At 74.6% G+C, this 22202-nt stretch carries 21 protein-coding genes; 14 read left to right on the plus strand and 7 right to left on the minus strand.

What is annotated here, in order from left to right:
• Window positions 1–236: 236 nt before the first annotated feature.
• Window positions 237–1016, minus strand: coding sequence for an IclR family transcriptional regulator (locus T328_RS02165; protein WP_496494062.1), 780 nt, complete (start codon window positions 1014–1016; stop codon window positions 237–239).
• Window positions 1017–1198: 182 nt separating this feature from the next.
• Between T328_RS02165 and allB the strand changes: the two genes are divergently transcribed.
• Entirely contained in the window at window positions 1199–2596 is a 1398-nt protein-coding gene (gene allB / locus T328_RS02170) for an allantoinase AllB (protein WP_496494063.1), read from the plus strand.
• On the plus strand, window positions 2593–3669 hold the full coding sequence (alc, locus tag T328_RS02175; protein ID WP_496494064.1) for an allantoicase: 1077 nt from the start codon (window positions 2593–2595) through the stop codon (window positions 3667–3669). The genes allB and alc overlap by 4 nt, the downstream gene beginning before the upstream one ends.
• 36 nt (window positions 3670–3705) lie before the next feature.
• Here the strand turns inward: alc and T328_RS02180 are convergent, their stop codons facing one another.
• A complete protein-coding gene (locus T328_RS02180; RefSeq protein WP_496494065.1) occupies window positions 3706–4167 on the minus strand; it encodes a hypothetical protein in 462 nt (153 codons plus the stop codon).
• A gap of 205 nt (window positions 4168–4372) precedes the next feature.
• On the opposite strand from T328_RS02180, the gene T328_RS02185 reads away from it, so the two are divergent.
• Window positions 4373–5344 carry a sugar kinase gene (locus T328_RS02185; RefSeq protein WP_496494066.1) on the plus strand — a complete coding sequence of 324 codons (972 nt, stop codon included), beginning with the start codon at window positions 4373–4375 and terminating at the stop codon, window positions 5342–5344.
• Between the two features lie 140 nt (window positions 5345–5484).
• Window positions 5485–6105 carry a bifunctional 4-hydroxy-2-oxoglutarate aldolase/2-dehydro-3-deoxy-phosphogluconate aldolase gene (locus T328_RS02190; protein WP_496494067.1) on the plus strand — a complete coding sequence of 207 codons (621 nt, stop codon included), beginning with the start codon at window positions 5485–5487 and terminating at the stop codon, window positions 6103–6105.
• A gap of 29 nt (window positions 6106–6134) precedes the next feature.
• Here T328_RS02190 and T328_RS02195 read toward each other — a convergent pair whose 3' ends face one another.
• Window positions 6135–7142, minus strand: coding sequence for a Gfo/Idh/MocA family protein (locus T328_RS02195; protein WP_496494068.1), 1008 nt, complete (start codon window positions 7140–7142; stop codon window positions 6135–6137).
• A 98-nt stretch (window positions 7143–7240) separates the two neighbouring features.
• Between T328_RS02195 and T328_RS02200 the strand changes: the two genes are divergently transcribed.
• The 7 genes from T328_RS02200 to T328_RS02230 all read left to right on the plus strand — a co-directional run bounded on the left by T328_RS02200 (window position 7241) and on the right by T328_RS02230 (window position 13918).
• The gene (locus tag T328_RS02200) at window positions 7241–8005 is read left to right on the plus strand and encodes a GntR family transcriptional regulator (RefSeq protein ID WP_496494069.1); all 765 of its coding nucleotides are present in this window, start codon (window positions 7241–7243) and stop codon (window positions 8003–8005) included.
• Window positions 8006–8203: 198 nt separating this feature from the next.
• Window positions 8204–9205, plus strand: coding sequence for a sugar ABC transporter substrate-binding protein (locus T328_RS02205; protein ID WP_496494070.1), 1002 nt, complete (start codon window positions 8204–8206; stop codon window positions 9203–9205).
• 88 nt (window positions 9206–9293) lie between these two features.
• Complete coding sequence (locus T328_RS02210; RefSeq protein WP_496494071.1) at window positions 9294–10340, plus strand: ABC transporter permease; 1047 nt, start codon at window positions 9294–9296, stop codon at window positions 10338–10340.
• Complete coding sequence (locus T328_RS02215; protein WP_496494072.1) at window positions 10337–11221, plus strand: ATP-binding cassette domain-containing protein; 885 nt, start codon at window positions 10337–10339, stop codon at window positions 11219–11221. Before T328_RS02210 ends, T328_RS02215 begins: the two co-directional genes overlap by 4 nt.
• 304 nt (window positions 11222–11525) lie before the next feature.
• The gene (locus tag T328_RS02220; RefSeq protein WP_496494073.1) at window positions 11526–12650 is read left to right on the plus strand and encodes an ROK family glucokinase; all 1125 of its coding nucleotides are present in this window, start codon (window positions 11526–11528) and stop codon (window positions 12648–12650) included.
• Between the two features lie 59 nt (window positions 12651–12709).
• Window positions 12710–13252 carry a hypothetical protein gene (locus T328_RS02225; protein ID WP_496494074.1) on the plus strand — a complete coding sequence of 181 codons (543 nt, stop codon included), beginning with the start codon at window positions 12710–12712 and terminating at the stop codon, window positions 13250–13252.
• Between the two features lie 21 nt (window positions 13253–13273).
• Complete coding sequence (locus T328_RS02230; protein ID WP_496494075.1) at window positions 13274–13918, plus strand: MBL fold metallo-hydrolase; 645 nt, start codon at window positions 13274–13276, stop codon at window positions 13916–13918.
• Window positions 13919–13959: 41 nt separating this feature from the next.
• Here T328_RS02230 and T328_RS02235 read toward each other — a convergent pair whose 3' ends face one another.
• Window positions 13960–15174 carry a ScyD/ScyE family protein gene (locus T328_RS02235; protein WP_496494076.1) on the minus strand — a complete coding sequence of 405 codons (1215 nt, stop codon included), beginning with the start codon at window positions 15172–15174 and terminating at the stop codon, window positions 13960–13962.
• A gap of 140 nt (window positions 15175–15314) precedes the next feature.
• Between T328_RS02235 and T328_RS02240 the strand changes: the two genes are divergently transcribed.
• Entirely contained in the window at window positions 15315–16106 is a 792-nt protein-coding gene (locus T328_RS02240) for an exodeoxyribonuclease III (RefSeq protein ID WP_496494307.1), read from the plus strand.
• A 3-nt stretch (window positions 16107–16109) separates the two neighbouring features.
• Here T328_RS02240 and T328_RS02245 read toward each other — a convergent pair whose 3' ends face one another.
• Window positions 16110–17921: an SGNH/GDSL hydrolase family protein gene (locus T328_RS02245; RefSeq protein WP_496494077.1), complete on the minus strand. Its 1812-nt coding sequence runs from the start codon at window positions 17919–17921 to the stop codon at window positions 16110–16112.
• A 177-nt stretch (window positions 17922–18098) separates the two neighbouring features.
• On the opposite strand from T328_RS02245, the gene T328_RS02250 reads away from it, so the two are divergent.
• Window positions 18099–18545 carry a DUF6278 family protein gene (locus T328_RS02250; protein WP_496494078.1) on the plus strand — a complete coding sequence of 149 codons (447 nt, stop codon included), beginning with the start codon at window positions 18099–18101 and terminating at the stop codon, window positions 18543–18545.
• Between the two features lie 118 nt (window positions 18546–18663).
• On the opposite strand, the gene T328_RS02255 is transcribed toward T328_RS02250, so the two are convergent.
• On the minus strand, window positions 18664–19407 hold the full coding sequence (locus T328_RS02255) for a GntR family transcriptional regulator (RefSeq protein ID WP_496494079.1): 744 nt from the start codon (window positions 19405–19407) through the stop codon (window positions 18664–18666).
• Between the two features lie 131 nt (window positions 19408–19538).
• On the minus strand, window positions 19539–20282 hold the full coding sequence (locus T328_RS02260) for a hypothetical protein (protein ID WP_496494080.1): 744 nt from the start codon (window positions 20280–20282) through the stop codon (window positions 19539–19541).
• Between the two features lie 123 nt (window positions 20283–20405).
• Between T328_RS02260 and T328_RS02265 the strand changes: the two genes are divergently transcribed.
• Entirely contained in the window at window positions 20406–22103 is a 1698-nt protein-coding gene (locus tag T328_RS02265) for a hypothetical protein (RefSeq protein WP_496494081.1), read from the plus strand.
• The last annotated feature ends 99 nt before the right edge of the window (window positions 22104–22202 follow it).

Below are 22202 nucleotides of genomic sequence, written 5' to 3' on the forward strand. Positions count from 1 at the left end.
CGGTCCGCCGCCCCGCGCCACCGGACCGGTCCGAAGCGCACAGTGCCCCGCGGTCGGTTCGTCCGCCGCGCGGACCGCGCCGCGAGGCCGATCTCGTTCGCACCGTGCGCCGAGGTCGGTTCGCCACCCTCCTGCCCTGCCGCCGCACGGTGCGATCAGTCCGCCCCCACCCACCACCGGCCCGGTCCCACCCGCGCCGCCCCCGCGACGGGCAGACCCGCTGCCGGGACCCGAGGTCAGTCCGTGTCCGTGAGCGCTGCCGACAGGTCCCGGGCGACCTCCTGCAGGACCGGTACGATCCGCTCCGTCGCCGCCTCGGTCACCCGGCCCGACGGCCCGGAGATCGAGACTGCCGCGGCCGTCGGCGCGTCCGGCACCGCGACCGCGAGGCAGCGCACGCCCATCTCCTGCTCGTTGTCGTCCACCGCGTAGCCGTCCGCACGGACGGCGGCCAGCGCCTCAAGGAAGGCGTCCGGCGAGGTGATCGTCCGCTCCGTCGCCGCTGGCATCCCGGTACGGGCCAGCAGGGCCCGTACCGTGTCGTCCGGCAGCTGCGCCAGCAGCGCCTTGCCCACCCCGGTCGAGTGCGGCAGCACCCGCCGCCCGATCTCCGTGAACATCCGCATCGAGTGCCGCGACGGCACCTGCGCGACGTACACGGCCTCGTCGCCGTCGAGCAGCGCCATGTTCGCCGTCTCGCCGGTCTCCTCCACCAGCCGGGCCAGCTGCGGCCGCGCCCACGTGCCCAGCAGCCGGGAGGCGCCCTCGCCGAGCCGGATCAGCCGGGGCCCGAGCGCGTAGCGGCGGTTGGGCTGCTGGCGTACGTAGCCGGTGGCGACCAGGGTGCGCATCAGGCGGTGGATGGTCGGCAGCGGCAGCCCGCTGCTGTCGGCCAGCTCGCTCAGCCCCACCTCGCCGCCCGCGTCGGCCATCCGCTCCAGCAGGTCGAAGGCGCGCTCCAGCGACTGGACGCCGCCGCCGGCGGGCGGCCTGGGCTCTGCGGTGCTGGGGGGCACGTCGGCGGTTCCTTCCGTACGGGTGCGACCGCAGCTTAACGGCCCGGAATCCGGCTTTCATCATGTGGAATCCACCCGACCGCCCGCCGGGTCACCCTTGACGAGCGCGGGAATCCCCGGCGACAGTGCGACAGTGCCCTTCAACAGAACGTTGAAGCAGGAGGCCGTCGAGAGGAGACCGGGTGCCGGACGTCGATCTGGTGCTGCGCTCACGCCGCGTCGTCACCCCCGAGGGGGAGCGGCCCGCCGCCGTCGCGGTCGCCGGCGAACGCATCGCCGCCGTACTGCCGTACGAGACGGCCCCGCCGCCCGGCGCCCGCACCGAGGACTACGGCGACCAGGCGCTGCTGCCCGGGCTCGTCGACACCCACGTCCACGTCAACGACCCCGGCCGCGCCGAGTGGGAGGGCTTCGCGACCGCCACCCGGGCGGCCGCCGCCGGCGGCGTCACCACCCTGGTCGACATGCCGCTCAACAGCCTGCCGCCCACCACCACCGTCCGGGCGCTCGCCGTCAAGCAGGCCGTGGCCCGGCCCCGTGCGCACGTCGACGTCGGCTTCTGGGGAGGGGCGGTCCCCGGCAACGCCGCGGACCTCGAACCGCTGTACGCCGCCGGCGTCTTCGGCTTCAAGTGCTTCCTCTCCCCGTCCGGCGTCGAGGAGTTCCCCCCGCTCGACGGTGCCGACCTGGAAACGGCCGCTGCCGAGGCCGCCCGCCTCGGCGCGCTGCTGATCGTCCACGCCGAGGACCCCGACGTGCTCGACGGCGCCCCGCCGGTCACCGGCCGCGACTACGCCGGCTTCCTCGCCTCCCGCCCGCGCACCGCCGAGAACCGGGCCGTGGAGCGGGTCGTCGCGCTCGCCGAGCGGCACGGCACCCGCGTCCACGTCCTCCACCTCTCCTCCGCCGACGCGCTGCCCGCGCTGGCCGCCGCCCGCCGCGCCGGCCTGCCCGTCACCGCCGAGACCTGCCCGCACTTCCTCACCCTGACCGCGGAGGAGATCCCGGACGGCGCCACCGAGTTCAAGTGCTGCCCGCCCATCCGCGAGGCCGGCAACCGGGACCGGCTGTGGGCCGGCCTCGCCGGCGGCACGGTCGACTGCGTGGTCTCCGACCACTCCCCGGCCACCGCCGAGCTGAAGACCGGCGACTTCGCCACCGCCTGGGGCGGCATCTCCTCGCTCCAGCTCGGCCTGCCCGCCGTGTGGACCGAGGCGCGCCGCCGCGGCCACGGGCTCGCCGACGTCGCCCGCTGGATGGCCACCGGCCCCGCCCGGCTCGCCGGGCTCGCCGCCAAGGGCGCCGTCGAGCCCGGCCGCGACGCCGACTTCGCCGTCCTCGACCCCGACGCGGCCTTCACCGTCGACCCGGCGGACCTGCGGCACCGGAACCCGATCACCGCGTACGCGGGCCGGAGGCTGCACGGCGTCGTCACGTCCACCTGGCTGCGCGGGCGCCGCGTCCACCACCGCGGCGGGCTCACCGAACCCCACGGCCGGCTCCTCGGCCGCACCGACCGGGACACCGGCCGAGACACCGACGGGGACACCGACCGGGACGAAGGGCGGCGGCACGCATGACCGCGGAGATCCCCCGCTTCACCGGCGCCGCCGCCCCGTACCGCGGCGGCGACCCCTACGCCGACTACCGCACCGCCGACTTCGCCTTCGCCGGTCTGCCGGACCTCGCCGACCGGCGCCTCGGCGGCGCGGTCGTCGCCGCGAACGACGAGTTCTTCGCCCCGCGGGAGAACCTGCTGAGCCCGGAGCCGGCGGCGTTCGACCCGGCGGCCTTCGGCCACAAGGGCAAGGTCATGGACGGCTGGGAGACCCGCCGCCGCCGCGGCGCCGGCGCCGAGAGCCCGCACCCGGCCGACGGTGACCACGACTGGGCGCTGGTACGCCTCGGCGCCCCCGGCGTCGTCCGCGGCATCGTCGTCGACACCGCCCACTTCCGCGGCAACCACCCGCAGACCGTGAGCGTCGACGGCGCCGAGGTCCCGGGCACGCCGTCCCCCGGCGAGCTGCTCGCCGACGGCGTGCCGTGGACCGAGCTGGTGCCCCGTACCGCGGTCGGCGGCCACGCCGCCAACGGCTTCGCCGTCGCCGGCGACCGCCGCTGCACGCACCTGCGCCTGCGCCAGCACCCCGACGGCGGTATCGCCCGCCTCCGCGTCCACGGCGAGGTCGTCCCGGACCCGGCGTGGCTGGCGGCGCTCGGCACCTTCGACCTCGTCGCGCTGGAGCACGGCGGCCGCGTCGAGGACGCCTCCGACCGCTTCTACTCCCCGCCCGTCAACACCATCCGGCCGGGCCGCTCGCGGCAGATGGACGACGGCTGGGAGACCCGGCGCCGGCGGGACCACGGCCACGACTGGATCCGCTACGCGCTCGCCGGCCGCGGCGAGATCCGCGCGGTGGAGATCGACACGGCGTATCTGAAGGGCAACGCGGCGGGCTGGGCGGCGCTGTCCGTACGGGACGGGGACGACGGCGAGTGGACCGAGGTGCTGCCGCGCACCCGGCTGCAGCCGGACGCCAACCACCGTTTCGTGCTCGCCGCCGCGGCGGTCGGCACGCACGCGCGGATCGACATCCATCCGGACGGGGGGATCGCGCGGCTGCGCCTGCACGGAAGCCTTCTCCAGCGGTAGGCGCCGGGTCTGGCATGGTGACGGTGTCCGGATCGGTCAGTTGCAGATGTGCCAGCTGATGTCGGACTCGCGGTATGCGATCCTCGTCCCGGACTTGTTGTACCAACTGGCGGCGGTCCAGGTGCCGCCGTAGAAGGTGCACCCGACGTCCAACCACTTCGCGTCGGTATCGGCCGTGGTGTCCCAGCACTTCCTGCCGAGCGGACCGCCCGGGACTCCCGGGTTGCCGCCGCTGCCCGTGTAGTTGGCCTGGATGCATACCTTCCAGACGTTGGGTGCCGCGCTCCAGTAGGCGCGGAAGCGGACCCTTTCGCCGTCATCCACCTCATACGGGAGGCTTGCGAAGTACTGGCCCGCCTTGGTGTCGGCATCCCCCGCCTCGGCCGCGGTGGCGGCCGGGGCGAGAGCCGTCGCGGCGGTCGCGACCGCCGCGCACAGGCCGATACCGGCCGTCGTCTTGCGCAGGATCATGCGTCCACTACGTCGTACTGTTGCCATGCGTCGTCCTCCATATGGAGATGCGAAACTCACTGATGAGGCCGCTGTGGCACGACCTCGTCGAGTGTGCAGGCAGCACCTTGTACGCAACCTTGACGAGACCTGACGATTCGGCCGCAGCCGCTGTGCACCCCGCCATACCGGCGTGCCCGCCGACCGGGATAACGTTCGAGACACGAACGTGCCCACCACCGTGGAGGAACCGATGGCGGAATCCGCACCGGAGGTGCTGACCTGCGGCGAGGCCATGCTGCTGATGCTGGCCGAGCCCGGGATGCCGCTGGCGCGCGCCGTGAACTTCCGCCGCGCCATCGGCGGTGCCGAGTCGAACGTCGCCGCCGGGCTCGCCCGGCTCGGCCACCGGGCCCGCTGGTTCGGCCGCGTCGGCGCGGACCCCGCGGGGGAGGCCGTCCTCGCCCAACTCCGCGCGGACGGCGTGGACGTCTCGTACGCCGACGTCGACCCCGACGCGCCCACCGGCATGCTGCTTCGCGACAGCCACCCGCGGCGCGCCATCGACGTGCAGTACTACCGCGCCGGCTCCGCCGCCTCCCGTCTCGCCCCCGAGCACATCAGCCCGGAGATCGTCGAGGGCGTGCGGGTGCTGCACGTCTCCGGCATCACGCCGATCCTGTCGCCGTCCGCCGCCGAGGCGACGGGCAAGCTCGTCGAGCTCGCCCACGCCGCCGGCGCGCTCGTCTCCTTCGACCCCAACGTCCGCCGCAAGCTCGCCGGCCCCGAGCGGTGGGCCGAGGTCGTGGGCCCGCTGCTCGCCGAGGCCGACCTGCTGCTCGCCGGCGACGACGAGCTGGAGACGCTGACCGGCGAACCCGCCGACGACGCCGCGGCCCGGCTGCTGCGCGGCCGTACGGACACGGTGGTGATCAAGCGCGCCGACCACACCGCCACCGCGCTCACCGCCGCCGGCGAGCGCGTCGACCAGCCGCCGTACGACGTGCCGCTCGCCGACCCCGTCGGCGCCGGTGACGCCTTCGCCGCCGGTTTCCTGTCCGCCCGGCTGCGGGACCTGCCGCTGGACCGTGCGCTCGCCGAGGGCGCATGCGTCGCCGCCCTCGTCATCCAGACCGTGACCGACACCGACGGGCTGCCGACCGCCGCCGCGCGCGACCGCGCGCTCGCCGCGTTCACCGCCGGGGGCGACTCGGTCCACCGCTGAGCACCCGGTCCGTACGGGTCGCGGCGCCGCCCGGGCAGACCGCCGCACGGCCCGCACCACCGCCACCGCCACACCGCCGCACCACCACTGCCGTACCACCACCGCCGCACCGCCCAGAGAGAACCACCGGAGGAAGCACCGTGTACCGCTGGGAGATCACCCGGGCCGCGCTGGAGCAGCGGGTCGTCGCCATCGTCCGCAGCGACACCTACGACGGTGCCGCCGCCACCGCCGACTCGCTGCTGTCGGCCGGCCTCACCAGCCTGGAGGTCTCGCTCACCACGCCCTACGCGCTGGAGCTGGTCAGCTCGCTGCGCCGGGAGGTCGGCGAGGAGGCGGTCATCGGCGCCGGTACGGTGCTGGACGCCGCCTCCGCGCGGCTGGCCGTCGACGCCGGCGCCCGCTACCTCGTCGCGCCCGACCTCGACGCCGACGTCGTCGCCACCGCCCACCGGTACGGCATCCCGGTCTTCGCCGGCGTCGCCACGCCCACCGAGCTGGTGCGCGCGCTGGAGCTGGGCGTGGACGTCATGAAGCTCTTCCCCGCCGCCGCGCACGAGCCGGGCTGGGTCAAGGACGTACGGGCCGCGCTCCCGCAGGCGGCGATGCTGCCCACCGGCGGGATCTCGATCGCCGACGCCCCGGCCTGGATCGCCGCCGGCGCGGTGGGCGTCGGGATGGGCTCGGCGCTGTCCGGCGGCGACCGCGAGGAGGTCGCCAAGCGCGCGGCCGACCTGCTGGCCCGGCTGGCGGCGGCCTGACACCACCGCCGCCGCCCGCCGTACGACCCCTACGGCGCCTCCGCGATCTCCGCCACCCGTACCGGGCGGCGCTCCCGGCGGGACAGCTCGCACGCCTCGACCACATACAGCGCCGCCAGCGCCGCCGCCCCGTCGCACGGGTTGGCCAGCTCGCCGCGGGCCACCCGGAGGAACGCCGCCAGCTCCGCCTCGTACGCCGGCGCGAAGCGCTCCAGGAAGCCAGGCCACGGCGTGCCGCCCGGCGGCGGCCCGCCCGGCTCGACGGAGGTGATCGGGGTCCGCTCGGTCAGGCCCACCGCGATCTGGTCGCGCTCCCCGGCCAGCTCCATCCGTACGTCGTACCCCGCACCGTTCACACGGGTCGCCGTCGCCGTGGCCAGCGTGCCGTCGTCGAGGGTGAGCAGCGCCGTCGCGGTGTCGACGTCGTCCGCCTCGCGGAACATCGCCGGGCCCGCGTCCGAGCCCGCCGCGTACACCTCGGTCACCTCCCGGCCCGTCACCCACCGCAGCGCGTCGACGTCGTGGATGACGCAGTCCCGGTACAGCCCGCCGGACAGCGGCAGGTACGCCGCGGGCGGCGGCGCCGGGTCGGAGGTGACGGTCCGTACGGTGTGCAGCCGCCCGAGGCGCCCCGCGCGCACCGCCTCCCGCGCCGCCGCGTACCCCGCGTCGAAGCGCCGCATGAAGCCCATCTGCAGCACGATCCCGGCCGCCGCCACCTCCGCCAGCGCGGCCCTGGTGCCCGCCAGGTCGACGGCGATCGGCTTCTCGCAGAACACCGGCAGTCCGGCCCGTGCCGCCGCGCCCAGCAGCTCCGCGTGCGCGGCGGTGGCCGCGGCGATCACCACGGCGTCCACTCCCGCCGCCAGCGCGTCGTCGGGCGTGGCGACCGCCTCCGCACCCGTGTCCGCCGCCACCTCGGCGGCGCGCCGCGGGTCCGCGTCGGTCACGACGAGCGAGGTGACGTCCGGGTGCCGCCGCAGCGCGGCCGCGTGGAAGGCGCCGATCCTGCCGGTGCCGAGGAGTCCGATGCGCATGGCCTCAAAATCTCCCGCGGCCAGCGGCATTGTCAATTGTCAGGACAACCGGACGTGAAGGCTTCCGGTGTCCCGGCCCGGCGGTTACGCTCCCGAGCGTGACAAAGCGCGGTACAGCCCCCGTCCCTGCACTCCGGCTCGGTGTGGACCGCAGCAGCCCGGTCCCGCTGTACTTCCAGCTGTCGCAGCAGCTGGAGGCGGCGATCGAGCAGGGGGCGCTGACCCCCGGCAGCCTGCTCGGCAACGAGATCGAGCTGGCCGCCCGGCTCGGCCTGTCCCGGCCCACCGTGCGGCAGGCCATCCAGTCGCTGGTCGACAAGGGGCTGCTCGTACGGCGCCGGGGCATCGGCACCCAGGTCGTCCACAGCCAGGTCCGCCGCCCGCTCGGCCTGACCAGCCTGTACGACGACCTGGAGGCGGCCGGCCAGCGGCCCGCGACCCGGGTGCTCAAGGTGGCGGAGGTGCCGGCCACCGCGGACGTCGCCGCGGCCCTCGGCGTCGCCGAGGGCACGGAGGTCGTCCGGCTGGACCGGCTGCGGTTCACCCACGGGGAGCCGGTGGCCGTGCTCTGCAACCACCTGCCCGCCGCGCTGGTCGGGCTGCGCGCCGACGAGCTGGAGACGACCGGCCTGTACCGGCTGCTGCGCCGCGCCGGCATCGCGCTGCACAGCGCCCGGCAGCGGGTCGGCGCCCGGCCGGCCACGGCGGCGGAGGCGGAGCGGCTGGGTGAGGAGGAGGGCGCGGCGGTGCTGACGATGGAACGGTTCACGTACGACGACACGGGGCGCGGGGTGGAGTTCGGTGCGCACCTGTACCGGGCCTCGCGCTACAGCTTCGAGTTCCAGCTGCTCGACCGCGGCTGACCGCCCGGGGACCCCGCGAGGACCCCGTGAGCACCCCGCGGGGACCCCACGGGGTGACTGGCGGGTAGCCACGGGTCAGAATGATCGGACAAGGCATTGACTCGGTCCCCGCCCCCGGCTAGAACACCTCCAGCCGCCATGCGGGCGGCCGGGGACGACCTGGGAAGAAAGGCGGGTATCCAGATGGCGCGCAGCCGTATGGCCCGTAGCACGCGCGTGTTCGCGGCGGCGGCGATGACCGCCCTGCTGGCGGTCGCCGCCGCGGGCTGCAGCGACTCCGGTGGCAAGGACGCCGAGGAGAACGACGGCGGCGGTGGCGGCGGTGGGGGCGTGAACACGCCGCGCATGGAGATAGCGATGGTGACCCACTCCGCGCCCGGCGACACCTTCTGGGACATCGTCCAGAGCGGCTCCAAGCAGGCCGCCGCCAAGGACAACGTCGAGTTCCTCTACGCCAACAGCGAGAAGGACGACGAGCAGGCCCGGCTGGTCCAGACGTTCGTCGACAAGAAGGTCGACGGGATCATCGTCACGCTCGCCAAACCGGAGGCGATGAAGAGCGCGGTGCAGGCCGCCGTGGACGCCGGCATCCCGGTGGTGACGATCAACTCCGGCGCGGAGTTCTCCAAGGAGTACGGGGCGCTGAGCCACATCGGCCAGGAGGAGTCGGTCGCCGGTGAGGCGGTCGGCGAGGAGCTGAACGAGCGTGGCCGCAAGAAGGCCGTCTGCGTCATCCACGAGCAGGGCAACGTCGGCCTGGAGCAGCGCTGCGAGGGCGTGAAGAAGACCTTCTCCGGCTCGGTGGAGAACGTGACCGTCGACGGCGCGAGCAAGCCCAATGTGCTCTCCGGGATCCAGGCGGAGCTGGAGGCGGACGGCGGCGTCGACTCGGTCGTCACGCTCAACGCGGACGTCGCCGCCGCGGCCGTGGAGGCCAAGGACGCCGCCGGCAGCGAGGCCGAGGTCGCGACCTTCGACCTGAACGCGGCCGTGGCGGAGTCGCTGGAGAGCAAGCAGCTCACCTTCGCCGTGGACCAGCAGCCCTATCTGCAGGGCTACCTGGCGGTCGACGAGCTGTGGCTGTACGAGACGAACGGCAACGTCCTCGGCGGCGGCCAGACCGTGCTGACGGGCCCGGCCATCGTCACCGAGGAGGACGCCCCCGAGCTGAAGAAGTTCACGGAGCGCGGCACCCGGTGAGCCCGCGGTACGCCCCGGCCCGGCGGCACGACGCCGGCCGGGGCGCCCGTCGCACACAGTCAACGACCAGGACGAATCGGGGACCCCGATGACCACCACCCTTCCGGCGGACGCCAAGGCGCCGGACGAACGCCTGCTGCACGCCTCCCCGCTGCACCGCCTCCTCGGCCGTCCCGAGCTGGGCTCGGTGATCGGCGCCGTCGCCGTCTTCCTCTTCTTCGCCGTCATCGCGGACAGCTTCCTGTCCAGCCTCGACACCGTGCTGTACGCCGCCTCCACCATCGGCATCATGGCGGTGCCGGTGGCGCTGCTGATGATCGGCGGCGAGTTCGACCTGTCGGCTGGCGTGCTGGTCACCTCCGCCGCGCTGACGTCGACGATGTTCGCGTACGAGATGACCGCCAACGTCTGGGTGGGCGTCTTCGTCTCCCTGCTGGTCACCCTCGCCATCGGCTTCTTCAACGGCTTCATGCTGATACGCACCGGGCTGCCCAGCTTCATCATCACGCTGGGCACGTACCTGATGCTGTGGGGCGCCAACATCGGCCTCACCAAGAGGATCCAGGGCACGGTCTCCACGAACTCCATCGACGACATGCAGGGCTTCGAGTCGGCGCGGGTGCTCTTCGCCTCGTCCCTCGACATCGGCTCCTTCAAGCTGCGGGTGACGATCCTGTGGTGGCTCGCGCTGGTCGCGCTGGCCACCTGGCTCCTGCTGCGCACCCGCTGGGGCAACTGGATCTTCGCGGTCGGCGGCGGCAGGGACGCGGCCCGCGCGGTCGGCGTCCCGGTGCACCGCACCAAGATCGGGCTCTACCTCGGCGTCGCGCTGGCGGCCTGGATCTCCGGGCAGCACCTGCTGTTCTCGTTCTCCGGCGTCGTTCAGTCCGCGGAGGGCCGCGGCCTGGAGCTGCACTACATCGCCGCGGCCGTGATCGGCGGCTGCCTGCTGACCGGCGGCTACGGCTCGGCGATCGGCGCCGCTATCGGCGCACTGATCTTCGGCATGGCCAAGCAGGGCATCGTCTACGCGCAGTGGGACTCGGACTGGTTCTGGTTCTTCCTCGGCGCGATGCTGCTGCTGGCGACGATCCTCAACTCCTGGGTACGCAAGCGCGCGGAGGCGGCCAGATGAAGACGCAGGCCACGGACCACCCGGCCGCCTACGGCGGGCCCCTGGTGGAGCTGGCGGACGTCAGCAAGTACTACGGCAACATCCGCGCGCTCGAAGGCGTCTCCCTTGAGGTGCACGCCGGCGAGATCACCTGCGTGCTCGGCGACAACGGTGCGGGCAAGTCCACCCTGATCAAGATCATCTCGGGCCTGCACCAGCACGACGCCGGCAGCTTCCGCGTCGAGGGCCGGGACTCGCGGCTGTCGAACCCGCGTGAGGCGCTGGACCAGGGCATCGCCACCGTCTACCAGGACCTCGCCGTGGTGCCGCTGATGCCCGTGTGGCGCAACTTCTTCCTCGGCTCCGAGCCGACCCTGGGCCGCGGCCCGCTGCGCCGCCTGGACGTGCCGAAGATGCGCGCCACCACCCACGCCGAGCTGCTGCGCATGGGCATCGACCTGCGGGACGTGGACCAGCCCATCGGCACCCTGTCCGGCGGCGAGCGGCAGTCGGTGGCGATCGCGCGGGCGATCTACTTCGGCGCCAAGGTGCTGGTCCTGGACGAGCCCACGGCGGCGCTGGGCGTCAAGCAGTCCGGCGTGGTGCTGAAGTACGTCGCCGCCGCCCGCGACCACGGCCTCGGCGTCGTGCTGATCACCCACAACCCGCACCACGCCCACCTCGTCGGCGACCGGTTCATCCTGCTCAAGCGCGGGGTCATGGCCGGCAGCCACGCCCGCGCCGACATCACCCTGGACGAGCTGACCCGGCAGATGGCCGGCGGCAGCGAGCTGGAGCAGCTCAGCCACGAGCTACTGCGGGGCCCGGGGGGCGGCGACCCGGTCGGCAAGACCGGCAGGGTCGACAAGGTCAACAAGGCCGGCAGGGTCGACAAGGCATAGTGACACCGGGGGCGACGTTCACGCCGTGCGGCCACCCGGCTACCCTGCCGTCGTGCGGCGGGCCGTACGGGCGCCGGCGCTCCGTCGCGGTCCGCACGCGACCGCCATGCGGCACCCGGCTCTCGTAGGGCAGAATCGTCCACGTCAGCGATACCGACAGGGGAGAGGACGCCCCCTTGCGCGAACGTGCACGCAGTGAGCACCTCCGTGCCCCGCAGTGGTGTGGCCGGACGCACCGCCACGTCCCGCGAGGGCTCGCCGGCGGCGACTCTCGCCGGGACGCCGCCGCGGACGGGGGGAGCCGGTGAACCCCGCCGCGCCGCAGCGAGCGCCCCGCGGCGCCGCCCGCGCCACGGTGCTGCGCAGCGTGAGCCACCGCGAGCGGCGCTCGCACCTGACCGCGCCCCGGGTGCCCACCGTCGGCATCGACATCGGCGGCACCAAGGTCGCCGCCGGCGTCGTCGACGCCGACGGGCACGTCATGGAGCGTGCGACCACCGAGACGCCCGACAAGTCCAAGAGCCCGAAGGTCGTCGAGGACGTGATCGTCGAGCTGGTCCTCGACCTCTCCGAGCGCCACGACGTGCACGCCGTCGGCATCGGCGCCGCCGGCTGGATCGACGCCGACCGCAGCCGGGTGCTCTTCGCCCCGCACCTGTCCTGGCGGAACGAGCCGCTGCGCGACGCGCTCTCCGAGCGGCTCCGGGTCCCGGTGATGGTCGACAACGACGCCAACGCCGCCGCCTGGGCGGAGTGGCGCTTCGGCGCCGGCCGCGGCGAGGACTACCTCGTCATGATCACTCTCGGCACCGGCATCGGCGGCGCCATCCTGGAGGACGGCCAGGTCAAGCGCGGCAAGTACGGGGTGGCCGGGGAGTTCGGCCATATGCAGGTCGTGCCCGGCGGGCACCGCTGCCCGTGCGGCAATCGCGGCTGCTGGGAGCAGTACAGCTCCGGCAACGCGCTGGTCCGCGAGGCCCGCGAGCTGGCCGCGGCGGAGTCCCCGGTGGCGTACGGGATCATCGACCGCGTCAAGGGCAACGTCGGCGACATCACGGGCCCGCTCATCACCGAGCTGGCCCGCGAGGGCGACGCGATGTGCATAGAGCTCCTGCAGGACATCGGCCAGTGGCTCGGCGTCGGCATCGCCAACCTCGCCGCCGCCCTCGACCCCTCCTGCTTCGTCATCGGCGGCGGCGTCAGCGCCGCCGACGACCTGCTCATCAAGCCCGCCCGGGACGCCTTCGGCCGCAGCCTCACCGGCCGCGGCTACCGGCCGGAGGCCCGCATCGTACGGGCCCGCCTCGGCAACGACGCCGGGCTGGTCGGCGCCGCGGACCTGGCCCGGCTGGTGGCCCGCAGGTTCCGCCGGACCAACCGGCGGCGCGTCGAGCGCTACGAGCGATTCGCGCAGGTGGTCGGCAAGTGACCCTTCAAGACTCCGGGGAGCGGCCCGGGCCCGGGCCCGATCCCGCACACAATGGGCACATGCACCACCGCCCCCCGCGTCGTGTGACCCGTTCCTGGAAGGCGTACCTCGCCATCGCCCTGCTCGTCGGCATCCCGCTGGTCTACGGCTTGATCTCCACCCAGCAGAGCCGCGAGAGCGGCCGCGACAAGGCCGAGCGCGCCGCCTACACCGACATGCAGCCCGGCTGGCCGCCGCGGCTGCTGCGGCGCATCTACCAGGTGCCCGTCCCCGGCGGCGCCACGTACATCAGTTACTACGAGGAGAACGCGCTGCACGACAGCTCCCTGTACGTCGACTTCACCGGCCCGCAGGAGGCGCTGGACGAGTACCTGGAGACGATGCTCGCGCGCTCGGACGTCAGGCCCCTGCCCCGGCTGCGGGACGGCTTCAACCCCATCACCCCCGCGCAGGCGGAGACCGCCGGCTGGACCTTCACCGAGGGGGACTGGTCGGGACTGAAGCTCAAGCAGTCGGGCGCGCGGCCGGACCTGCTCGTCGCCGTCAACACGGCGAACCCCGAGAAGCTCGTGGTGCGTACGGTGTCCACGACGGAGTACTGACGAGGAGTTGTCACCGGCATCATGGAGTTGACGAAGAAGGGCCACTCCTGTGTCCGGCTCGCCAAGGACGGGGCGGTGCTGGTCGTCGACCCCGGCGGGTTCAGCGAGGAGGACGCCGCGGTCGGCGCGGACGTCCTGCTCGTCACCCACGAGCACCCCGACCACTTCGACGAGGGCCGGCTGCGCGCCGCGCTCGACGCCAACCCCGCGGCCCGGCTCTGGACGCTGCGCAGCGTCGCGGAGCGGGTCTCCGCGGCGTTCCCCGGGCGGGTGCACACCGTCGGCGAGGGCGACGTGATCACCGCGGCCGGCTTCGAGGTGGAGGTGCACGGCCAACTGCACGCCGTGATCCACCCGGACATCCCGCGGATCACCAACGTCGGCTACGTCGTGGACGGCGCCGTCTTCCACCCGGGCGACGCGCTGACCGTCCCGGGCCGGGCCGTCGAGACGCTGCTGCTGCCGGTCATGGCGCCGTGGAACAAGCTCTCCGAGGTCATCGACTACGTCCGCGAGGTCGCCCCGCGGCGCGCGGTCGACGTCCACAACGGACTGCTCTCCGACCTCGCGCCGCTGGTCTACGACCGCCTGCTGGGCCCGGACGGGCCGGGCGTCGGCGGCGCCGAGCACATCCGGCTCGACCGGGGGGCGAGCCTCACGCTGTAGGCGTACCGCCGCACGTGCCCCGCCCCCCCCGGTCGCCGCCGTCAGCGGGTGATCTCCAGCAGCTCGCCGTCGGTGCCGACGGTGTTGTTGGTGACGTACAGCTCGTCGTCCGGGCCGACGGCCAGGCCGTTCGACATCATCAGCCGGTCGCCGGTGGCGATCTCACCCACCTCGCCGGTGTCGGTGTCCACCTCGTGCAGCGCGCCCGGCTGCGGTGCGCCGTCCGCGCCGAACCCGGTCGTCAGCGACAGCGCGACCAGGTCGCCGGAGGAGTCCAGCCCCAGGTCGCTCACCGCGGTCAGGTCCTCGGCGAGCACGTGCGGGCGGTGGCCCGGCTCGATCTTCCAGATCCGCGCGGCGCCCGGCTGCAGGCCGCCCATGTCGGAGACGTAGACGGTGCCGTCGGGCGCGCGGACCACGCCGCCGGGCACCGCCTCGGTGCCCTCGCCGCCGGCCGTGCTGTGGGGGAAGACCGCCTCGGTGGTGATCTCGCCCGAGCGGGATATGCCGAGCAGGTCGTTGCCCGCGGAGTCGGTCACCAGGTAGCCGCTGTCGGTCTCGGCCAGGCGGGAGGCGTTGCTCTGCACGGAGGTCGGCTCGGCCTCGGTGGGCTCGTGGCCGAGCACCCAGTCGGGGTCCATCCGCGTCTCGTACGCGACCAGGTCGGCGTACGTGCGGCCGGTGGGGGCCCGGTGCAGGGTGCCGAGCCGGGCGGCGTCCGCGCCGAGCCCCGCGCGGAACTCCACGTCGGTGCCGCCGCCGTTGAGGACGACGTAGCCGAACGGCCCGGTGGCCACGTCCACCGGGCCGGTGACGACGGTCTGCCGGGTGTCGTCCATGATCACCGCGGCGGACGGCAGGCCGGTGACGACCCGGCCCTGCTGCTCGCCCTTGACCTGGTAGACCGCTCCCGTCCGGCCGACGCACGACGTGCCGTCGCCGGCGTCGCAGCCGGGCCGGCCCTCGCCGGACTCGGCGACCAGCACCGTGCCGTCCCGGTCGACGGCCACGCCGCGCGGGTTCTTCAGCCCCGCGGCTATCGTCCTGAACTGGACCTCGGCCTCCCGGACCTCGGCCTCCCGGACCTCGGCCTCCCGGACCTCGGCCTCCCGGACCTCGGCTTCCCGGGACTCGCCGGCGCCCGCCGCCGGCAGGGCCGTCGCCCCACCGATGACCCCCGTCACCAGGGCGGTGATGCCGCCCATCAGCCCGGTGGTCCGGGTCGCCCTCTTCAGTTTTGTGTTCGTGCTCGGCATCTCTCTCCTTGCGCGAATGTCGTGACCGGCGCCCGCGGGAGCGCAGCTCAAGTGTTCCAGCCGCACGCCCTTCCGGGCGGCGAACGACGGGATCCCCGGGGCCCGCTGTCAGAGCCGGGAGGTACCTTGTCGGCATGGCTGTGCGCATCGCTACGTGGAACGTCAACGGGATCAATCCCCGGCTGCCCCGCATCCTGCAGTGGCTTGAGGAGACCGCGCCCGACGTGGTGTGTTTCCAGGAGCTGAAGTGCACGGCGGAGGCGTTCCCCGGCGCCGCCCTGGCCGGCCTCGGGTACGAGGCGGCGATCCGCGCCGACGGCCGGTGGAACGGGGTCGCGGTGATCTCCAAGGCCGGCCTGGCGGACGTCACCGAGGACCTGCCGGACCAGCCGCCGTACGAGGGCGTGACCGAGCCCCGCGCGCTGGGCGCGACCTGCGGCCCCGTGCGCGTCTGGTCGCTGTACGTGCCGAACGGCCGCGACGTCGGGCACGCCCACTATGCGTACAAGCTGAGCTGGCTGGAGGCACTGCGCGCGATGGCCGCCGAAGAGGCCCAGGGTGAGCGCCCGTTCGCCCTCCTCGGGGACTACAACGTCGCGCCCAAGGACGAGGACGTCTGGGACATCTCCCTCTTCGACGGGCACACGCACGTCAGCGAGGCCGAGCGAGTGGCGCTCGTCGAGCTGCAGAAGTCCGCCGGCCTCGCCGAGGTCTACCCGCGCGCGCTGAAGTACGACATCCCCTTCACCTTCTGGGACTACCGCCAGCTCGGCTTCCAGAAGAACAAGGGCATGCGCATCGACCACATCTATGGCAACGGGTCGTTCACCGCCGCCGTGACCGACTCCTACGTCGACCGGGAGGCGCGGCGGCCGGGCAAGGACAAGAACCCGTCCGACCACGCCCCCGTCGTCGCCGATCTCGACCTCTAGCCGCTACGCCCCGGGCACGAGCAGCCCCAGGTCGATCGAGTCGGCCGCGGCCTTCAGGCCCGTGGGACCGGGGTGCAGGTGGTCGCCGCTGTCGTACGCGGGCAGCAGCCGCTGCGGGCGCTCCGGGTCCCGCAGGACGGCGTCGAAGTCGAGCACCGCGTCGAAGTCCGCGTCCGCGCCGTCGGCGCCCGCGCGGATGAAGTCGTTGACCGCGGTGCGCCGGGCGTCGACCTCGGGACTGCAGTCGCTCCAGCCCTCGCACGGCGCGATGGTCGCGGCCACCACGCGCAGCCCTCGGGCGTGCGCGCGTTCGGAGATGCTCCGCAGCCCGGCGATCACCTGGTCCGCGCTGCTGCCCGAGCGGACGTCGTTGATGCCCTCGAAGACCACGACGGTACGGGCCGAGGTCTGCGCCAGCACGTCGCGCTCCAGCCGGTTCTGGGCGCTGACCCCGCCGACGTCGGTGCTCACGCCGTCGCCCTTGTACCGGTCGGTGACGATGCGGTTCGCGGAGATGCCGTGGTTGAGCACGCCGTAGCGGGGCACGTCGTCCTGGGCGCGCAGCCGGGCGGAGAGCACGTCGGGCCAGCGCTGGTTGGTGTCGACGCCGGAGTCCTCCCCGTCGGTGATGGAGTCGCCGAGCGTGACGACGGAGCCGGGGCCGCCGCGCACGTCGACGCCGGTGAGGAACGGCCAGGTGCCGAGGGTGCCGGTGAAGGCGTCGGCGCCGGTGTCGGCGGCGCGGTCGCCGCTGCCGTCGGCGCTGATGTACGAGGTCTGCATGGCCAGCGCGTGCACCGGCGCGGCGCTCACGGTCTCCGGCAGGTGGATGCTGACCAGCAGGTTCGAGCCCGGCGGCACGGTGAAGCGGGCCGGGTCGCTGACCGCCTGGGCACCGGCGGCGACCGTGGTGCCGGTCCCGCCGCCGAACGTCAGCGGCACCGGCCGGCCGGCGGCGGCGGCGCCGTCGCCCTGCACGGCGACGGTCGCGTGCCCGATCCGTACCGGCGACGCGGCGAAGGTGTTGGCGAGGCGTACCCGGGTGTGCTCGCCGCCCGCACCGGCGTGCACCACGAGCCGCAGCGTCCGGTCGGTCCACGGCCCCACGGCGGTGTAGCCGGAGGTGCTCGCCGCCCAGCTGCCGGTCCAGCCGGTGGCCTCCGGCCGTACCGAGGCGGCGAAGACGTGCAGGTCGGAGTCGGGCCCCGGGTCGTCGGGCAGGGTGAGCGAGTCGATCCGCTTGCCGCGGGTGACCGGCACGGTCACCGCGTACAGCCGGGTGGGCTCGGCCCGCGGCCCGTCGGGGGTGTTCAGCCGCGGCAGGGCCAGCGCCTTGGTGGTGAGCGGCCCGGCGCGCCAGTCGGGCGCGGTCAGGTTGTACGGGCTGGAGCTGCCGTCCGCGTACCGCACGGTGCCGGTGCCGGAGACCCCGGTGCCCGGGCCGCCGGGCGAGGTGCCGGCGACGAGCAGCGAGACGGCGTTGCCGGAGCCGCGCAGCGCGACGGACTGGCCGTCGGCGACGACGTTGTCGGGTGCGCCGCTGCCGTAGCGCGGCAGCCGCAGCCCGGCCGCGTCGATGTCGAGCGTGCGCCCCGGCGTCCAGCCGGCGGCGGCCAGGTCCCGGGCGGGCAGGGAGCTGCCGGCGCCGTCGAAGTCCGCCGCGCCGGGGTCGGCGTCGTCGCTGACGGCGGTGTTGTCGAAGAGCCTGTCCAACGGCAGCGGTTCGGCGGGCCGTTCCGCGGCCTGGGCGGCCACCGGCGCGGCGGTGGCGGTGAGTGCGAGCAGTGTGGCGGTGGTGACGAGGCGAATCCGCAAGGTGGCCCTCCGGGTCCCGGTTCGGCTTCTCGACATGACCAGTTATCTCAGGGGGGCGCAATGAAGCTAAGGAGACACGGGTGAACGGTCAAGACGGCCTTCCGGGAAACTCCTGGTGAGCGAATCGGATCCGCGCGCCTGTGGTGCTGCCGCCCGCCCGGGTGCGAGGGTGGGAGCATGAACATCTCCTTCCTCGACAACTGGCGCAGACGGCACGGCTCCGCACGCGAGCCGCAGACGTCAGACGTGCCGGCGCCGGTCGACCAGGAAGGCGTGACCGAACTGCTCAGCGAATGCGAACTGCTGCGCGTCCAGGCGGAGTCGGCGGGCGTCGAGCTGGACGACACCCCGCGGTCGCTGGAGGAGCTGGACCAACTGCTGCCCGGCTGGCGGGACGACCCGGAGGTCACGCCCTGGCTGGGCAGCGACGCGGGGCTGTATCTGGGCACGGTGATCGTGCGGACGGTCGCGGGTGCGGAGTGGGCGATCGACCCGGAGGACGGTGCGCCGGTGGTCCGGCTGTCGTCGGGGCGGGAGATGGACGTCCTGGAGATCGGCGCCGAGTGGGCGGCGAACGGCTCGCCGGAGCTGTCGCAGATGTACGGCGAGGTGGCGGCGGGCTGAGCCCGGCGGCCGGGCACGAGCGGGCTCGTACGGCGTGCGGCAGACGCGCGCGGGTACGGTCCTTCTCCCCGGCGACCTGCCCCCCGGCGACCGCAGGGCGGCAGCGCCGGACCGCCGGCTACGTGAACGCGATGTCGTACTCCAGCCGCCAGCGGTCGGCCCGTACCACCGCCTCGGAGGTCTCCACCGCCCGGCCGTGCTCGTCGTAGTGCGTACGCTCCACCGTCGTCACGCACTGCCCCGGTGCGCAGCCCAGCGCCTCCGCCTCCGAGGTCGTCGCCGACCGCGAGCCGACCAGCTCCGCGGCCCGCACCACCCGGACCCCGATCGCCGCGAACCGCCCGCGCACACCGCGCCGGGCGTACGGCCCGCGCTCGGGGAAGACCACGTCGGTGCCGTCGGTGAGCGCCAGCGGCTCCCAGCTGACGGCCAGCTGCACCGGCTTGCGGTCGGCCAGGTACTCGTACTGTGTGCACATCACCCGGTCGCCCGCCGGGATGCCGAGCCGCCGGGCGGGCTCCCGCGGCGCGGACCCGGGCGTGGAGACCGCCTCCCAGGTCAGCGGCACGCCGTCGGGCAGGAGCCGGGCGGCGAAGGGGGAGTCGACCGCGCCCGTGCTGCGCAGCAGGCTGCCCACGGGGGTGCGGTCGGCGACGAACACGCCGCGGCCGAACTGCCCCTGGGCGTAACCGGCGGCCTTCAGCACCCGTACGGCCCGGTCCACGGTCTGGTCGCTCGCCGCGTACGCGCGCTTGAGCTGGGAGCGCGACGGGATCTGCGCCCCCACGGACAGCTCGCCGCCGTCGATCCGCTCCCGCAGATCGTCGGCGATGCGCTGGTACACCGGCCTGGCGTCGCCCATACCGGGGCTCCTCTCCCGCAACTCGCCCGACAGGCTAGGTACTCAGGGAGAGAGTGCGTACCTAGGTCGCGGAGGGTTCCGCGGCGCCCGCCGGGCGGGTACTCCGGCCGCTCGGGCGCGGTGGGGCAACGTCACGACTTGCCGTGCTTGCCCGCCGGCTGGGCGAGCGGCGTCTGCGCCTGCTTGGTCACGTCCCCGACGAGTTCCACCACATCGGGTCCGTACGACTGCGAGTTGACGACCTTCAGCAGCAGCACGAAGGAGCCGGTGCCGTACTTCCGGTTCAGCCGACTCTCGTTCTTCACCAGGTAGCGCATCGCCGCCTGGTTGGTGATGGAGCGCTGGCCGCAGGAGATGAACACCGGCCTGGCCTCCTGGCCGGCGGCCAGCCGGGCGAGGAGGACGTGCTCGCTCACCCCGTTGTCCAGCCGGTAGCGCTCCGTGCCGACGGCGAACGCACCGCGGTCGGGGCCCGGCTCGGGGTCGGTGTTGATCCGTACGCCCGGCAGCAGCGACTGCATGTGCGCGGCCATGCGGCGGTTGGATATCGGGGTGCCGACGCAGAACTCGGTGCGGTCGCCGAACGCCTGCTGCGCCGTGTCCTGCGCGACGACCTGCGCGTGCGCCCCGCAGGACTTGATCACCGCGGACAGCTCCAGCAGGGCGAGCGCGTCGTGCTTGGCCACGCTCCAGTCCCCGCCGCCGGCGTCCCGGTTCACCACCACGAGGGCCTCCGAGTTGCGCGGCAGCCCGAAGAAGCGCTCCCGGCGCCGGTGGCGGCGCCCGCCGAGGGAGCCGTGCACATACCACCCGAGCGCGGCGCCGACCACGAGGCCGGCGGCGGCCGAGACGAGGACGAGGATGGGTTCGCTCATGACGGGGCATGCTAGCGGTCGTCCGCATCGTTGTTCGAGGCCGCCGTCCGCACGGGTTCCGGTTACCGCGACCGCAAAGTCTCTGTAGCACGGACGAAATAATGCGGGTGTCGAATGCCCGCCGTGGCGGAACAGGCACTGCCGCCGGAAATGGCGGAATTCGCGCGATTCATACGGCAGATCACGGGATGGCTGGACGAAGAGTCCGGCTGGTACGGAGTCTTTCGCCGCGGCGATCCCGACGGGCTGCGGGCCTGCCTGGACGGCTCCGCTTTGCCCCCGTGGGACGTCGTCGAGTCGCTGCTACAGGACCTGGCCGGGCGCGGTGACCGGCGTGCGGCGGACGCGGCGCTGCCGCGCGCGCGCGAACTGCACCGGGCCGCCGTCGCCGCCCACGACGCCCGCCACCCCGACCGGGCCGCCCTGACCGCGGTGCTCCGCGCCCGGGTCGCGGAGCACCGCGAGGCGGAGGAGTCGGCCGGGCGGCTGCGGGACCGGCTGGCGACGGAGCGGAACCCCTGGACGGCGGAGCGGCTGGAGCACGAGCTGGCCTGGGCGTACGACGACGCCGCCCGCGCGGCGGCGCGCTGCGCGGAGCTGCGCGACCGGATCGAGGCGGTGCAGGCGGCGGGCCGGGCGCCCGCCGCGCCGCCCCCGGCGGCCCTGAGGGGCGCCCGGTTCGCGGGAGCCGCGCCGGCGCCGCCGCCGCTGCTGCCCGCCGTGGGCGCTGCATACGAGGGCGGTGTGGAGCAGGCAGGTGCGGACGGGGCAGGTGTGGACGAGGGCGGCGGCTACGGAGACGTGCCGCCGGACACCGCCGGGGGCGGTGCCGCGCATGGCGACGGGGGCACCGGGCCGCCGTCCGCTGCCGGCCGCGCCGACCGGCCCACCGCCGGCGCCGGCACGCCCGTGCCGCCCGGCCCGACCGCGACGTCGCTGCCGCCCGCGACGTCCGCACCCCGGGGCGCGCGCTTCCCGGATTCCGGCACCGGGCAGGCGCCCGGCCCGCCCGGGGCAGGCGCCCCGGGGTCCGCGGACGACGCGGCCATGCCGCCGCCCCGGGGCGCCCGCTTCCCGGGCTCCGGCATCGGGGAGGCGGGCGGCCGGCCCGCGGCCGGGACGGCCCCGGAGTCTCCGGGCGGGTCGACACCGGGGGCCGCCGCCGCGCCTGCCCTGCCGCCGCCGCGCGGCGCCCGGTTCGCCGGAACCGGCGCCGGCGGACGGGGGCGGCGGAAGGCCGCCGCGGAGGCCGAACGCGCCGCTGCCGACCGGCGGGCCGCCGCGCGACGGCTCGCCGGGGAGACCGCCGCCACCGTGGCCGCGCTGCGCGACGAGGGCCGTACCGGCGAGGCATACGCCCGGCTCAGCGCCGCCGCGGCGGGGCCGCCCGAGGCGCTGCCCGCCCTCGCCGCGGAGCTGGAGCGCACCGCCGGCACCGCCGAGGTGGCGACCCTGCTGTGGGAGGCCGCCGCGCTGCCCCCCGAGCGGCTGACCGGAGCCGCCGACGCCTTCGCCGCCGCCGGCCGGACGCGCGAGGCGCTGCAGCTCGTCCGGCACGCCGCCGCCCGGCCCGTATCCGAGCTGGCCGCGATCCTCGCCGCCCTCGACCGGGCCGGCCGCGACCGGGAGTCGGAGGAGCTGCTCGACGCCTTCGCCGGCGCCCGCAGCACCGACGAGGCCGTCGCGCTGGCCTCGGCCGACCCTGGCCGCCTGGTGCCGCTGCTGCTGCGCGCCGCCCGCCGCCACCCCGCCCAGCGGTACCGCCGGCTCGCCCACGCGCTGCGCTCCGCGGGCCTGCCCGGCGCGCCCGACTCGGCCTGACCCGGCCCGATCCGGCCCGTCGCCGTTCGGTGCGCCGCTCTTGCCAGCGCCTCCACGGCGACTTACGTTCAGACATCTGCCCCGGCTTCTACGTGCGTA

The sequence above is a fragment of the Streptomyces sp. CNX435 genome (assembly GCF_059570575.1).